A 15,070-nucleotide genomic window follows, 5' to 3' on the forward strand; every position below is an offset into this window, starting at 1 on the left:
ATGCCAACTTTCCAAACGGTAACGCTTTTCTCTGCGGCTACAACGACCGCACTGGTAGCGGGTCTTTTTTACGCCTATTCCTGCTCCGTAAATCCGGGTCTGCATCAACTGCCGGACGCAGCCTACCTGAGCGCTATGCAATCCATCAACCGGGCAATCTTGAATCCTGTTTTCTTTTTCAGTTTTCTGGGGACTCCGCTGCTGTTGCCACTCACGACCTGGCAGCAATTCAGTCAGCCGGTAACACTACGTTTCTGGTTACTGCTGGCTGCTACGTTCGTATATATGATCGGCGTATTTGGGATCACTATGTTTTGTAACGTACCACTGAATAACGCACTGGATGCATTCTCCATGGAGAACGCATCTGCCGCCGAACTGGGCGCGCAACGTAGCGGGTTTGAAATGCCCTGGAATCGCTGGCATGCCATCCGTACAATAGCGTCTATCGTTACGTTATTGCTGGTGCTGGGTGCCTGTTTGAGTTCAAAAGGCGAGTAATTGAAACAGCCAGCCCTACGTAGCGTTATTCAAAACAGGAAATTCTTCAATGCAGATACCGTTATGACAGAGCATATTCACGACGAAACCGCCATACATTACGTAGCGGCAGGTAGTGGCCAACCTACCTTACTTTTTGTTCACGGCTCAAACATCGACCGGACATACTGGGAAGCTCAACTTGTTTATTTTCAGGATCGTTTTCAGGTAATAGCAATTGACCTGCCGGGGCATGGTAAGTCAGGGAGAGATCGGGAGCGCTGGTCGACAACCGGGATGGGAGAGGACGTAGCCAGTTTCATCAAAAGCCTGAAACTGGACCAGGTGATTCTGATTGGCCATTCGCTGGGTAGTGATGTTAACCTGGTGGCGGCTACTACGTATTCAGAACCAATTATAGGGTTTATCGTAGTGGATAATTTTAAAAATGCGGGTCAACCGCTGCCGGAACAGTATCAGCAACAGAGCAAAAAAATTATCCAGAATCTAAAAACGAATTTTGGCGACACCAATGAGCAATACGCCCGGATGGTACTGCTAACGCCACAAACCCCGGATAACGTAGCAGACAGGGTCGTTAAGGATTATCGGCAGGCGTATCAGCCAATGGCGGTTGAAATGCTCGAAGAAGTGTTTACGGATGCGTATACAATTGAACGTGACCGGTTACCCAAACTGCCCTGTAAAGTGCATCTCATCAACGTAGATTACATGCCTACTAACGAGGAACCTTTGGGGCAACTTGCCGCGAATGGTTATGAAGTGCACCATATGGGCGGTACGAGCCATTTTCCGATGATTGAAAATCCGGAGAAGTTTAATGAAAAACTGGACGAGACGATAGCGGAGATTCTTCAGGAGAGAAGTTGACAAAGTTAACCTATGCGTTTTCCCCAAACCCTGACTGTCCCTTCAGGCGGTTGGGGAAAACACAAAAGCATAATGCAATAAAATTAATACGTTACTAGCTGCATAAGCCAAGCAGTAACTAATCCACCGTAGGTGCCCAGTACGTGACTGAGTACGGCCAGAAGCACGCCCACAGGTGCCAGTGCCGGATGAAAAATGGACGCTACCGCCGGTGCCGTCGATACCCCGCCGATGTTCGCCTGACTGCCGACCGCTACAAAGAAGTACGGAGCGCGGATAAGTCGGGCCGTAGCCAGCATCACAATAATATGGATGAACATCCAGATAACGGCAACCAGAAATAACCCCATATTCCCACCCAGATTCGACAGATCGAGCCGCATACCGATGGTCATGATGAGAAAATAGACGAATAACGTAGCAAAATCGGTGGTGCCGAGCTTTTCGAGTTTACGCAAACGCGTGAATGACAAGACGATACCTAACGTAGTGGACAAAATTACCACCCATAGAAAGTTAGACGTAAACGGGTCCAGTCCATACGTAGCGAGCGACGCTTTATAAGGCTGTAAACTTGTCGACAGAACGTAGGCAAGTGCGTGGGCAATGGCTGCTCCACCAAATCCAAGGGCCAGTATGGTGCTGATGTCTAGTAAGTTAGCTGGTCGGTCGGGTTCTTCCTTATACGCCAGAATACGTTGTTTTACTTCTTCAATTGAACGGTTATCGGCCTTGAGCCAGCCATCGATTTTGGTCCGGTAAGCCGCTCCATAAATCAGGCACGCGGTCCAACTGGTGGAAACAACGGCGTCGATCACCAGGATGATGGCAAAGAGCTCTTCGCTGCATCCGTAAATTTCTTTTAGGGCTAGCTGGCTGCTGCTGCCACCAATCCAACTCCCCGAAATTGTGACCAGTCCTTTCCAGTATTCCTGAGCAATGGCCTGTTCACGGAAGCCAGGTATGAGCCACATTACCAGCCAGAAAGCAATAGGAGCGCCAATAATAATGCCCGCCGTTCCCGCCAGGAACGTAACGAGTGCTTTCTGACCAAGTCGGGTGATGGCCCGCAGATCGGCGGTGGACGTGAGAAGCACTAAAGCTGCCGGAAGCAGATAATTCGTCGAGACTTTGTAAAGACCCGATTGCTCGCCGGAGATGATATTCAGGCTGTTCAGACTAGCCGGAACAACGTAGCAAAGCAGTAAAGATGGTACGTAGGTATAAGCCCGTTGCCAGAATGGATGACTGGATTGTGAAGTCTGGAAAATAAACGTCAGCAGAACCAGGAAAATCCCCAGAATGATCGCGTCGTTGGTGATTAAGGGGGCATGCATAGCGCAAAGGGTAGAGAGCATAGGAGTAAGTGGAGCGAGTTAGGTTTCTACCCCAGAATCGTACTCCATGCCCATTGTGTATTAAAACCCAGCCGCTTGGCCGTCCTTCCGAGATTCGGTCGCGCCGTGGTAGACCTTGTTTTTGGCGTCATACATAATAGCCTGATAACCCCCGTAGCCGCCTAACCCGTAGCCAATTTTATGGCCTTTACGCATCAGGTCGCGGATGGTTTCGTAGGAATAACCCGATTCAAGCGTAATCTGCCCGGAATCAATCATTTTTTCGCCGGTTGGTTCCGATGAGCCCAGGTGGTCAATACGGGGTGCGTCGCCGGCTTCCTGCGGGTTCATGCCGTAGTCGATCATGTTCATCAGAATTTCAGTATGACCCAGCGGCTGGAAGCTTCCGCCCATTACGCCAAAGCTCATGAACGGCTGTCCGTCTTTCGTCACAAACGCCGGAATGATCGTCTGGAAAGGCCGTTTGTGCGGGGCGTAGGTGTTGTTTTGCCCTTCGTACAAACTGTACAGTTCACCGCGATCCTGAAATTGAAAACCCAGCCCATCGGGCACCATACCTGAACCAAATCCCCGGTAATTACTCTGAATCAGCGATACCATATTCCCTTCTTCATCGGCCACGGTCAGGTAAATCGTATCCCCCTGACGTAGCGCCGGATTGCCCGCATCAACACGGCTGGCTGCCCGGTTCGGGTCGATGAGTTTACGTCGTTCGGCGGCATATTCTTTACTGATAAGTTCTTTAACCGGAATCTGGGCAAAAGCGGGGTCGGCGTAATACTTTGCCCGGTCTTCAAACGCGAGCTTTTTCGCTTCCACAAACAAGTGAACGTGCTCGGGACTCCCCCAGGGAATTTTCGAAAAATCGTACCCTTCCAATATGTTTAGCATCTGCAACGTGCAGATTCCCTGGCTGTTAGGTGGTAATTCCCAAACATCGTAGCCCCGATAGTTCGTTGAAACGGGTTCGACCCATTCGGAAGTGTGGTCGGCTAAGTCTTTGGCACTCAGAAACCCGCCAACCCGTTTCATGAACGCGTCGATGGTTTGGGCAATTTCTCCTTTGTAAAACGCATCTCGACCCCCTTTCGCAATTTTTTCCAACGTATTGGCCAGCGCCGGATTTTTGAAAATTTCGCCCCGTTTCGGCGCGGCTCCGTTGGGGGCGTAGGTTTCCTTGACGTTCGGATATTTGCCAAAACGACTCACCATCGTTGCCCAGGAAATGGACGCTTCGTCGTGTACGGGGTAACCTTCGCGAGCGTAGCGGATGGCGTGCGACAGAATTTTAGGCATCGGTGTTTTACCAAACCGCTTGTGTAATTCAAACCAGCCATCCACGCAACCCGGCGTCGATACGGGAAGCGGCCCATCGGATGGAATATGCGTCAGGCCTCGTTTTTTGAACTCAGCCAGTGTCAATGAATACGGCGACCGGCCAGATGCATTCAGCCCGTAGAGTTTTTTAGTTTTAGCGTCCCAGACAATGGCAAATAAATCGCCCCCAATACCATTTACATGTGGTTCCACCAAACCTTCCATGGCGTTGGCGGCAATGGCTGCGTCGATGGCGTTACCACCCGAACGTAGTATGTCGATGGCGGCCTGCGTCGATAATGGATGCGACGTACAGGCCATGCCATGCTGCGCCATTACGACGGATCTCGTAGCAAAAGCTTTTCCCATGAGCCGGTCTTGAGCCAGCGTTGGGCAGCCAAAAACAGAAAGTACGGTGATGAAGAGGAAGATTTGTTTCATAAAGGGTTGTACTAAATTTTCTTAGGCAGAAATAGTTGTGCCACAGTTGAATCAACTGTGGCACAAGATAATACGTAACGAGTTTGTCTTGCTCGTCGAGCGAAAATTTAGAATATATTATATAGACATGAAGTAAGAGCGCCGAACCCTGTCTCCTGCTTTACCGCGTCACCGCCGACATTTGCTCGGCATTGGTTAAGCCTAATATTTCACTGGTATGTTTTCTGAGCTGCTGCCCCAGCTCCGGATTTTGAGCCAGCACCTGTCCATAACTCGGAATCATTTCGCGCAGTTTCTGCTGCCAGGTGTCAGTATCTAATTGCTCTGGAAAACAGCGTTTTAACAAGTCGAGCATGATGGAAACGGCCGTTGATGCTCCCGGCGACGCGCCCAGCAGAGCCGCAATACTTCCATCGGCAGCACTAACCACTTCGGTACCAAATTCCAGCACACCACCCTCTTCCTCGTCTTTTTTAATGACCTGCACGCGCTGCCCGGCAATTTCAAGTTCCCAATCGTCCATTTGGGCATCGGGGTAGTATTCACGTAGCGCATTGAGTCGATCTTCGGGCGATTGCATGACCTGCTGAATGAGGTAACGGGTCAACGGAATGTTATGCAGACCGGCCATCAGCATTGGCGCCATGTTGCTCAACTGAATCGATTTGGGCAGGTCGAGGTAGGAGCCACTTTTGAGAAATTTGGTCGAAAAACCAGCATACGGTCCAAACAGTAGTTCCCGTTTTCCGTCGATCATGCGCGTATCGAGGTGGGGAACCGACATGGGTGGTGCGCCAACCGATGCTTTTCCGTAAACCTTAGCCTGATGCCGTTCAATAACCTCTCGATTCACACACTTCAGCCATTGACCGCTTACCGGAAAGCCACCAAACCCCCGGCTTTCAGGAATGTCGGATTTTTCAAGCAGACGTAGTGAACCGCCACCGGCACCAATAAATAGAAAATCGGTCTGAACTTCTTTTTCGTGGTGGGTCGTTACGTTCTCCAGTCGCAACTTCCAGCCACCCAGCGTTTTAGAGCGCCATAAATCACGGACTTCGTGGGCAAAATACAACCGAACGCCGGGCATGTCACTTAACCGACGGAACATGGCTCTGGTCAAGGCGCCAAAGTTTACGTCGGTGCCGATGTCCATCCGGGTAGCAGCAACGGGTTGTTCCGGGGCACGATCTTCCATGACCAGCGGCATCCAGTCGGCTAATTGCTCCCGATCTTCCGAGTATTGCATGCCGTGGAAGAGGTAGTTTTGCTGGAGGGCATCGTAGCGTTTGCGCAGGTAGTTCACGTTCTCGTCGCCCCACACAAAGCTCATGTGCGGAATCGAGCGGATGAAATTTGGCGCGTCGTGCAGAAAGTTATTTTCAATCAGATAGGACCAAAACTGCTTCGACTGCTCGAACGATTCGGCTATCTTAATGGCCTTCGATACGTCGATGGTACCGTCTTCCTTTTCGGGGGTGTAGTTCAGTTCGCAGAAAGCCGAGTGGCCGGTGCCGGCATTATTCCAGGCGTCCGAACTTTCAGCCGCGGCACTATCCAGACGTTCGTAAATATCGATGGTCAGGTCGGGTTGCAGTTCTTTCAGCAACACGCCCAACGTAGCACTCATGATCCCCGCCCCGATCAAAATAACGTCGGGACCTTTCTGAGTTGGTTTTTTATGTTTTGCCATGATTTATAGCAGCAGGTATGTATTCGAGTAAAGCTGCAAAAATAGTTGATTGTTCGGGAACAGAATGTGTGCCTCACCAACGTATCGATAACACGGCTACGTTACTTTTTGCCTTTACCTGACGTTTTCCGCTGGCCAAGTATCTTTTCCAGACATTTAACCGTAATCAGGTACGTTGGTTTTACGCCTAGGGCTCCCAGACTTCCCGACGCCAACGTAGCACCGGTCAGGAGCGGATTGTCGGACGCGTAGTAAGCGTACCGCACTTTCAGATCAGGTGATACGCTCCCCCGAATTTTTGATTGTGCCTGTATCGCTTTTTGGTAATGAGCACCTTCCATCTCCAGGCCAATCGCATTCCAGGATGAGCTGCGGAAATAACTCAATACGTCTTTGTTTTGCAGCGAGGTTCCCAGTACCGTTATCATCGCCCCTTCGTAAACACCCAAGCCGTTCCCGTCAAAATCTTCCTTGCTGAAATCATTGTCGAGTGGATAATTATCGGCCGTTCCCTCAAAAATATGGGCAGTCGGTATCATCAGATCACCTTTGCCGCCGGTCAGAATTCCCGCTTTCCCGACAACAGAGATGGATGCTACGTTCAATGCGAAGGTTTCGACCGCTGTTTCGTACGGTTTCAGCAACTCGTCCATCGTCTCAAATGCCTGCTCCCCAAAGGCGTAATCCATAACCAGCAGCAGGGGTTTGGTCGATTGTATTACGTCTGGGTCATGCTTAATTTCGGGCGATAGCAACGTAGCATCCAGTCTGGCCGTGTCGATGAGTTGCACCAGCAAGCTGGTTCCGGCCAAGTCTTCCAACACGTGCATCCCGTGGTCATTGGCATAATCGATGACCCGTTTGCGCAGCTCCCGCCCGCTGGGTTGGCTTAATTTCAGAGCCAGATCGTACAGACTATCCCAATTCGTTACGTCGGCCAGGGCGGCAGGAGCGTAAAGACAGTTCATCACGCTGTGCGGGTTAGCGCTGATGATGTGTATCGGACGTTCGTGCAGGTTATGCTCCCGGATGTATTGTTTCAGACGGGTGGCCCAGCGTTCGCCGTAGAGGTGTTGACCGATACGTTCGCGAAGCATTGGCGTGAAATTGATTTCGCGATCCGATTTCTGTTCGCGGAGCTCCTGAATCGATACGTTGCCCAGACTATACACTATCTGAAACAAACCACTGTTAGTCCCCGCTGTTTCTTCGAATCGGTGATACGCCTGCTGAGTCTCCTCGAAGGTACGTCCCAAAATGGAACTTAGGTACATAAGCGCCAGTTCGCGGTCATCATCATTGACCGTGCCGCCCGATTGCACGATGGCTTCCAGTTTTTCCCATTCGCGCGTACGGCTGCCCTGTTCCTGAAACGCGTTACGTCGGATTTTATCGGCTTCCATAAACATAAACGTCAGGTGGGTTAGAATGTCGTAGATTTCGCTACGTCCATTCGTCACCTCGATCACCATCTGCTCAGCGTCGATCCGATAACAGTTCCGTCGTCGTTTGGCGGGTACTAATACCGGAAAGTGCGAATGTTCAAACCCCTCGCGGGAAGCTAACGTAATCACCCGGCACGCTTCGATCCCTTTGGGTAACCGGTCCATTACGTAGACAAGTCCATCTAATTCAACACGTTGCGGGTCACCGACGAGGCCATAAATCTCGGGTTGTAACGTCAACAGCGCCCGACGAATCTCTTCGCCCGACACACCCGATGGTTTATAAAATCCCCGATTAAACAGGTGCCGCATGGTGATGTAGAGCCGTTCAATTGCCACCCGCGACTCCTGAGCGCGGGTAAGGGGAGGAGATGGGTCGATATGCATAGATAGGTAGTGGTTTGTCGCAAAGGTAGGAATCTGACTGCGTATTGGATGAAGTATGAACTATGATGTATGAAGTATCGGCTTAGTGGGAATCTGGAACATGAAACAGTAAACCGTTTTCTGGCTACTTTTGGCGGATGAAATACCTGATTCGACGTACTGTGTTGATGTGTTTATGCGGTCTGATGCTTGGTCAGGGGAGTCGTGCGCAGCCACTTACTACGTCACCAGGGCCAATTGAGCCAACTGGAATTCGGGAGGGGCGTTTCATTGGCGTAATAGCCGGAACGGCAGCTTTTTATGTTGTTACGTTGCTGATGCTCAAGAAGCAGTGGTATAAGAAAAAAGTACCCTTTCACAGCTTTAACGACAACGGTGAATGGCTCCAGATGGACAAAGTTGGACACGCGGCAACGGCCTATTGCATGAGTCGCGGAGGCTACGAACTGATGCGGTGGAGTGGTGTGAACGAGCGGGCGAGCATCCTGACGGGCGGGTTGCTGGCTTTACTGTTTCAAACAACGCTCGAAGTATACGACGGTCACTCGGAAGGCTGGGGATTTTCGAAAGGAGATATGCTGGCCAACGTAGCGGGAACGGCGCTGTTTATGGGGCAGCAGTACGGCGCTGGTCAGCAGGTTGTGAACCTGAAATATGGGTTTCGAAAAACGATTTTTCCGCCTTACCGCCCGAACTTATTAGGTAAAAGCACCGGCCAGCAGATGCTGAAAGATTACAATGGGCAACAATACTGGCTGTCGGTCAATTTAGCGTCGGTATTACCGGTGGGGCCATCGTTTCCGCGCTGGCTAAATCTGGATGTGGGTTACAGCGGTAGTGGTATGATTGGCGGACACGACAATCCCCGTGTACTGGATGCAGCCGGAAAAGACGTGACGTTTAGACGTTACCGGCAGTTTTTCCTTTCGCCCGACGCCGATCTGTCCCGAATTGGTTCGTTCTCTCCCTCATTGCAGCGGTTTATCGGAACGGTGCAGTTTTTCAAAATCCCGGCGCCATCACTCGAACTAAATCCAGTAAACGGATTAAGATTTCATCCGCTGATTTTGCCCAAAGAATAAACCTCATTCCGAACAGGAGTACCAGTCGAAATGAGGTTTATTGCGTTACGTACTGATTACTTTCGGCCTCCACCAATGTCGAAACCGACTTTAACTCCCAGATAATTATTTTGACTATTAATTCTAGTATTTAAAACGGTCGAAGTGGAATTGGGGATGAGGTTGAACTCGGCTCCCATATTAAAATGTCCGGCTTTAAAACCCACGCGGAGCATACCGCCAAATTTGCTTTCCGCAACGATGACGTAATTGTCATTAGCCTGCCCATTCGTAACAACTACGGTACCGCCCGCCAGGCTGTAAATGCCAACCCCAGCGCCAATATAAGGCCGGAAATTATTGGTTGTAAAAAGATAAGTACCTGTAAGTAAATAAGAACCCATCGCTTTTACATCCACTGTACCGTCCCGTCCATTAACATCATAGGCGGTGGCAATCGTTGCCAGTTCGGCCCGCAGCCCTAAGTCCAGGTTATCCGATAAACCATATTTCGGTTCGAGTGATAAAAGCACCCCCGCCGTTGAGCCCGACGAAAGCGGGCGAGCATAACCTAACGAGAGATTGACTTTGAATTTTTTAAATTCTTGGGCGTGCGCGGATAGCGTTAACAGAAACAAAAGTGGAAAAATGTACCGTTTCATGTGTATTGTTTATGTGGTAAAGGATTCAAACTGAACCCAGTCGCAAACGTACATTAATTCCAAACGTCAATCAATTCGAAATTTTAGGAAAATCAGTCGTAAAAATCCTTACTGATGACACGTTCATTAAAGAATTTCGCCGGGGGTAACCATGATCCCTTTCTGACGGTTTTCGCGCAAAACGGTGAGCTGTACGGGTCGACCGATCGTATCGTCGGTGAGGAGTCGGTGCAGGTCGTCGATGGTGGCGATGGATTGTCCGTTGAAACCAACAATAATATCGCCCTGCCGAAGTTCGCTGTTACCCGCTACGCCGTCGGGTTCAACGCTGGCAACCATGACACCGGTTCTGGCGCTGAGCTGATTATACTGTTTAATACGTTCGGTCAGGTTGATCAATTGGCCGGCAATACCCAGATAGCCTCGTCTGACTTTTCCGTGCATGATGAGCTTACCGGCAACCAGCGCGGCCAGATTCGATGAAACGGCAAAACAAATGCCCTGCGCGGGTAAAATCACGGCCGTATTAACGCCTATTACGTCGCCCTGGGAATTGACCAGCGGACCGCCAGAATTGCCCGGATTTAGAGACGCATCGGTCTGAATAACATCGTCGATGAGCCGACCCGATTCCGAACGTAGCGTCCGACCCAGGGCACTCACGACACCGGCCGTCAGCGAATATTGAAAACCATAGGGGTTTCCGATAGCGATGGCAATCTGCCCCACTTGTAGCTCGCCAGAATTAGCGAACCGAATGGCTTTCAGGCCGTCGGCGTAAATTTTCAGGACAGCAATATCGGTAGCGGGGTCGCGTCCAATTAACGTAGCATCGACCTCGCGCGAGTCGGGCAGACTGACGCTGATGTGTTTAGCCCCGGCCACTACGTGGTTGTTGGTAATAATATACCCGTCGGTAGAAATTATAAAACCAGAACCCGTTCCGCCATCCGACTCGCCCTGGCCTGGTCTACGGGGTTGATTGGAGCGATTTGGCTGCGTAGCGTCGGCAGTACGTCCACTCACTTTAATTTGCACGACGGAGGGACTTACCTTCTTCGCTACGTTAACAACGGTATTCGAATAGGCGTCCAGCAACGTAGCATCGGGCTGGGAGAAATCACTCGCCTGCGAAGGAGCATCCGAAAAGGTGATGAATTGCGTATACATACCAAAGCACAATTAAATGGATGAGCTATCCCAGCACGATTCATTCCAGGACAGCGATCATCGAACCGACAGGAGAATTTGCGTCATTTTGTCATTTTTTCGGTCGATTTGTTAATTTTGCGGTCGATCAGTATAGCGATCAGCACTATACGTGTCGGTTAAAATGGCAGAAAGAAGCGTATGACCTTTGAAGCATATCTGGTGCAGAAGAAAATAGACGTTGACCGGTTTCGGCAGGATGAACCTGAGCGCTATGTCGAATGGGCGCGTGAATTCGAGCAGATGCATCCCGACAGCTTCACCGTTCAGAAGAAATTTCTTTTGAATGATACCCGAAGAAAGTATCTTGTCCGTTGAAAATGTATCATTCGGTCTGAAGGTCAGACTGATATCACTTTTAATAAAAAAGTTTTTTCTCAAATGGCTCTAACATTAGGAGAACTACGTGGTATGTCTGATTCGGTGCTCAATGCGTTGAAAGCCCAGGGAATCAGCGATGCCGATATGCTACTCGAAGCCACCAAAACGCCATCTGATCGCAAATCGCTGTCATCCATGAGTGGTGTGGATGGTAAAGTGATTCTTGAATTAGCCAACCGCGCCGATCTGGCACGAATTAAAGGAATTGGTCGGGTTTACAGTGATTTAATGGAAGAAGCGGGCGTCGACACCGTAAAAGAACTGGCCCAGCGTGTGGCCGCCAACCTGCACGCTAAATTAATTGAAATCAACAGTGTACGTCAGTTTACCCAGCGCCCACCTTCCGTCGAGCAAATTGGCGACTTCATCGATCAGGCAAAAAATTTACCACGTATGCTGGAATATTAAAAAGGGGCTGACAAGCCCTTTTTTGATGCCCTTATACATGACCAGGCATGTTCAGTTGTGTAGCCTCAGATGAACATGCCTGACTATTTATGAAAGCTAATGACCTGCCTTTCAGTAAGAAAAGTTAAAAAAACAGAAAAGTATATACGAACATGGGTTACTTTTTTGAGTTAATAGAATTAATAAGTGGCTCTAAAAATATTCATCTACCTAAAATTTACGTACAACCATGGCAAAATCAGCCTTCTTTATGCTTGCAATGATGGCACTGGCAACTGCCTGTTCCAGCTCTAAAACCGAAAGCACCGAAACCTCAACGACGGTAACCGATTCGTCGTCGACTTCGACTATGAGTATGGATTCGACGAAAATGGCTGGCGATTCGACCTCTATGATGTCGACCGATACCACCAAGAAAGATTCGATTAAATAATCATCTTTCCTGTATAGTAACGAGAAAGACCCGCCATTAAGCGGGTCTTTCTCGTTTACGGTGGTACGTATCTTCATTATTTTTTCAACGCGCTGGCCGCTTTTTCATCGACCATCCAGACCAGTTCCCCATCAACCGGCTTGATGACCTGCGAAGGATACACGTCCGGATTGAATTCTCCTTCAAGCACTTCTTTAAGCGGGGCAGCTTTCTGCGGACCCGCTACAAGAAACAAGACGCACTTAGCTCGATTTGCGACTGGGGCAGTAATCGTCAGGCGATACATATCCTGTTTTGTCAGAAAGTAGGCTTTGGTCCAGGCGGTAGTTTCGTGTACTACGTCTGTTCCTGGAAATAATGAAAGGGTGTGTCCGTCGTCGCCCATGCCCAGCAGGATTAAGTCGAACGTTGGACCCGTTTCACCAAAGTAGGCATGTAAAATTCGGTCATAGTCAGCAGCGGCTTCTTCTGGGCTGAGATCGGTTCGCCAGACGTGAATCTGTTCTTCGGGCGTGTACACGTGTCCCAGCAACGTATCATAGGCCATACCCGCATTATTCTGTGGATCATCGATAGGAACGTATCGTTCATCACCCCAGAACAGATGCAACTGCGCCCATGGAATCTGCTCTGCGTAGGGGGATTTAGCCAGCAACTCATGCAGCGCTTTCGGTGTACTTCCTCCCGACAGGGCAATTGTGAACCGATCCTGCGTTTTCAATACGTCATTAATACGTTTGGCAATGAATTTAGCCGCCGTTTTGGCCAGATCAGCCGGGTTTTTGGTAACAATGAGTTGCACGTTATTTCTTTTTTTATGAAGATGCTACGTCGATGATTTACTACTGAACAAAATCCTCGCGCATCGGCGTAAACAAATCAACCAGCACGCCCGCTTCCCGACACACGGCCCCGTGCCAGACGTTGGGCGGAATGTAATACGCATCACCGGCTCGCACCGTTCGGGTTTCGTCGCCAATGGTGATATCGAAAGCGCCACTTGCTACGTAACTCATCTGCGTATGATAATGGCTGTGTGGCGTGCCGATCCCACCCGCTTCGAAGGCAACTTTTACCATCATCAGGTTGGCGTCATACGTCATTATTTTACGTTTTACGCCCTCCGCTACCGTCTCCCACGGCAGAGATGGATCGTCAACAAACAGAGTTTCAAATTGAAGAGGCATAGGAGGTTATTAAAATATAGTCAATAGAAGGCTTCAACAGGCTCTGGCCGATTCGGCGCGGGGCGGCCCGTGCCGTCCGATGTCGGATTTGCCGAAGCGGTTAAAGTTGCCAGTTTAGTCGCGATAGTGACTCCGACGGCCAGAGCCTGTCGAGGCCTTTTTACTTCATCATCCACTGAAATCCGTCTTTCTCAACGAGCTTGTCGGCGGCTTCGGGGCCCCAGGTGCCGGGCGCATAATTCGGAAAATCGGGCGTTTCGGCTTCCCAGGCTTCCAGAATCGGTGTCACCACTTTCCAGGCGGCTTCGACCTGATCGGCCCGCATGAACAACGTAGCATCGCCCGTCATGACGTCGAGCAGTAACGTTTCGTAGGCCTCGGGCTCCTGACCTGCGTAGGCATCTTTGTAACTGAACACCATTTCAACCGGGTCGATGGCGAGGGTTTGACCAGGGCGTTTGGCCTGAAACCGGAGCCGAATATCCATAGCGGGCTGTATACCAATGGTCAGGCGGTTCGATTGCCAGTTGTGCGTGGCTTCGTCGGGGAAGGCGTAATCCGGCGCGGGCTTGAATTGAATGGTGATAACCGTTGCTTTTTCGGGCATCGATTTTCCCGTCCGCAGATAAAACGGTACGTTCTCCCAGCGCCAGTTATCCACAAAAAGCTTAATCGCGGCAAAGGTCTCGGTGGCCGAATCGGGTTTAACGCCTTCTTCCTGTCGGTAACCCGGAATTTCCTCGCCACCCACTTCTTTTCCTTTCGTTTTGCCGGGGCCATACTGCCCACGAACGGCGATGTCTTTTACCTGTTCCGGTTTAATACGTCGAATGGCATTCAGTACGTCTACCTTTTTGTTACGTACCTCATTGGCTTCGAACGAAATAGGGGCTTCTGTAGCCACCATGCAAAGCACCTGAAGCAGGTGATTCTGAATCATGTCGCGTAGCGCCCCCGATCCTTCGTAATAACCACCCCGACCTTCGAGCCCCACCGTTTCGGCGGCCGTAATCTGGACGTATTCAACGTAACTCCGATTCCAGATGGGTTCAAAAAGGGAGTTGGCGAAACGTAGCGCCAGAATATTCTGTACGGTTTCTTTGCCCAGATAATGATCGATGCGGTAAATCTGCTCCTCCGCAAAGAGTCCGCCCAACAAAGCATTCAGTTCCTGGGCCGTTTTCAGGTCGTGCCCAAACGGTTTTTCTACCACGATCCGCACGTGCGATTTATCGCCACAGAGTTCCAGTTTACCAAGGTTGGTGGCAATATCCGGAACCAGTTGGGGGGCTACCGCCAGATAGAAAATAACTTCCGGCTGCTCACCCCATTCTTTATGTTTTTTGCCGACGAAGTCAGAAAGCTTTGTGTAAGCACCAGCATCGCTGGCGTCCATTTGAAGGTATGTAATGGAAGGAGAAAACGCCTGCCAGGTATTGGTCGGCCCATTTTTTCGACGGGAAAACGATTGAATCCCTTCAAATAACCGTTCCCGAAACGACTCATCGCTATAATCGCTACGTCCCAGACCAACCACCGAAAACCGCTCGGGCAGGTAGTTATCGAGAAACAGATTGTATAAAGCGGGCGTGAGTTTGCGAAGGTTCAGATCGCCACTGCCACCGAAAATAAACAGTATTGTAGCCGATGGACGCTGATTTGTAGCTGGAATCATGACTTGATGTGTTGGGGGGCGCAAATTACCGCCCTCCCGCCT

At 50.2% G+C, this 15,070-nt stretch carries 15 protein-coding genes; 5 read left to right on the plus strand and 10 right to left on the minus strand.

Going from position 1 to position 15,070, the window contains the following annotated elements; translation table 11 throughout:
- Together ACYVF1_RS10075 and ACYVF1_RS10080 are read left to right on the plus strand one after the other, a co-directional pair.
- Positions 1 to 501, plus strand: a complete 501-nt coding sequence (locus tag ACYVF1_RS10075) for an anthrone oxygenase family protein (RefSeq protein ID WP_461078223.1) — start codon at positions 1 to 3, stop codon at positions 499 to 501.
- 63 nt (positions 502 to 564) lie between these two features.
- Positions 565 to 1,371, plus strand: coding sequence for an alpha/beta fold hydrolase (locus ACYVF1_RS10080; protein WP_461078225.1), 807 nt, complete (start codon positions 565 to 567; stop codon positions 1,369 to 1,371).
- Between the two features lie 83 nt (positions 1,372 to 1,454).
- Here ACYVF1_RS10080 and ACYVF1_RS10085 read toward each other — a convergent pair whose 3' ends face one another.
- The 4 genes from ACYVF1_RS10085 to ACYVF1_RS10100 all read right to left on the minus strand — a co-directional run bounded on the left by ACYVF1_RS10085 (position 1,455) and on the right by ACYVF1_RS10100 (position 8,012).
- On the minus strand, positions 1,455 to 2,708 hold the full coding sequence (locus ACYVF1_RS10085; protein ID WP_461078227.1) for a DUF819 family protein: 1,254 nt from the start codon (positions 2,706 to 2,708) through the stop codon (positions 1,455 to 1,457).
- 81 nt (positions 2,709 to 2,789) lie between these two features.
- Positions 2,790 to 4,487: a gamma-glutamyltransferase gene (gene ggt, locus ACYVF1_RS10090; protein WP_461078229.1), complete on the minus strand. Its 1,698-nt coding sequence runs from the start codon at positions 4,485 to 4,487 to the stop codon at positions 2,790 to 2,792.
- 160 nt (positions 4,488 to 4,647) lie between these two features.
- On the minus strand, positions 4,648 to 6,180 hold the full coding sequence (locus ACYVF1_RS10095; protein ID WP_461078231.1) for a malate:quinone oxidoreductase: 1,533 nt from the start codon (positions 6,178 to 6,180) through the stop codon (positions 4,648 to 4,650).
- A 101-nt stretch (positions 6,181 to 6,281) separates the two neighbouring features.
- Positions 6,282 to 8,012: a DUF6909 family protein gene (locus tag ACYVF1_RS10100; RefSeq protein WP_461078233.1), complete on the minus strand. Its 1,731-nt coding sequence runs from the start codon at positions 8,010 to 8,012 to the stop codon at positions 6,282 to 6,284.
- 167 nt (positions 8,013 to 8,179) lie between these two features.
- Between ACYVF1_RS10100 and ACYVF1_RS10105 the strand changes: the two genes are divergently transcribed.
- The gene (locus ACYVF1_RS10105) at positions 8,180 to 9,094 is read left to right on the plus strand and encodes a DUF2279 domain-containing protein (RefSeq protein ID WP_461080717.1); all 915 of its coding nucleotides are present in this window, start codon (positions 8,180 to 8,182) and stop codon (positions 9,092 to 9,094) included.
- A gap of 56 nt (positions 9,095 to 9,150) precedes the next feature.
- On the opposite strand, the gene ACYVF1_RS10110 is transcribed toward ACYVF1_RS10105, so the two are convergent.
- On the minus strand, positions 9,151 to 9,735 hold the full coding sequence (locus ACYVF1_RS10110; protein WP_461078235.1) for an outer membrane beta-barrel protein: 585 nt from the start codon (positions 9,733 to 9,735) through the stop codon (positions 9,151 to 9,153).
- Between the two features lie 126 nt (positions 9,736 to 9,861).
- The gene (locus tag ACYVF1_RS10115; RefSeq protein ID WP_461078237.1) at positions 9,862 to 10,905 is read right to left on the minus strand and encodes a S1C family serine protease; all 1,044 of its coding nucleotides are present in this window, start codon (positions 10,903 to 10,905) and stop codon (positions 9,862 to 9,864) included.
- Between the two features lie 180 nt (positions 10,906 to 11,085).
- Here ACYVF1_RS10115 and ACYVF1_RS10120 point away from each other — a divergent pair, with 180 nt between their 5' ends.
- On the plus strand, positions 11,086 to 11,262 hold the full coding sequence (locus ACYVF1_RS10120) for a hypothetical protein (protein ID WP_461078239.1): 177 nt from the start codon (positions 11,086 to 11,088) through the stop codon (positions 11,260 to 11,262).
- Positions 11,263 to 11,325: 63 nt separating this feature from the next.
- The gene (locus ACYVF1_RS10125) at positions 11,326 to 11,733 is read left to right on the plus strand and encodes a DUF4332 domain-containing protein (RefSeq protein WP_461078241.1); all 408 of its coding nucleotides are present in this window, start codon (positions 11,326 to 11,328) and stop codon (positions 11,731 to 11,733) included.
- A gap of 210 nt (positions 11,734 to 11,943) precedes the next feature.
- Here ACYVF1_RS10125 and ACYVF1_RS10130 read toward each other — a convergent pair whose 3' ends face one another.
- From ACYVF1_RS10130 to zwf, 4 genes are all read right to left on the minus strand, one after another.
- The gene (locus ACYVF1_RS10130) at positions 11,944 to 12,243 is read right to left on the minus strand and encodes a hypothetical protein (RefSeq protein ID WP_461078243.1); all 300 of its coding nucleotides are present in this window, start codon (positions 12,241 to 12,243) and stop codon (positions 11,944 to 11,946) included.
- Positions 12,243 to 12,968, minus strand: coding sequence for a 6-phosphogluconolactonase (gene pgl, locus ACYVF1_RS10135; protein WP_461078245.1), 726 nt, complete (start codon positions 12,966 to 12,968; stop codon positions 12,243 to 12,245). Before pgl ends, ACYVF1_RS10130 begins: the two co-directional genes overlap by 1 nt.
- 40 nt (positions 12,969 to 13,008) lie before the next feature.
- Positions 13,009 to 13,353: a cupin domain-containing protein gene (locus ACYVF1_RS10140; protein WP_461078247.1), complete on the minus strand. Its 345-nt coding sequence runs from the start codon at positions 13,351 to 13,353 to the stop codon at positions 13,009 to 13,011.
- Between the two features lie 160 nt (positions 13,354 to 13,513).
- Positions 13,514 to 15,028 carry a glucose-6-phosphate dehydrogenase gene (gene zwf / locus ACYVF1_RS10145; RefSeq protein WP_461078249.1) on the minus strand — a complete coding sequence of 505 codons (1,515 nt, stop codon included), beginning with the start codon at positions 15,026 to 15,028 and terminating at the stop codon, positions 13,514 to 13,516.
- Between the last annotated feature and the right edge of the window lie 42 nt (positions 15,029 to 15,070).

The sequence above is a fragment of the Spirosoma flavus genome (assembly GCF_054778555.1).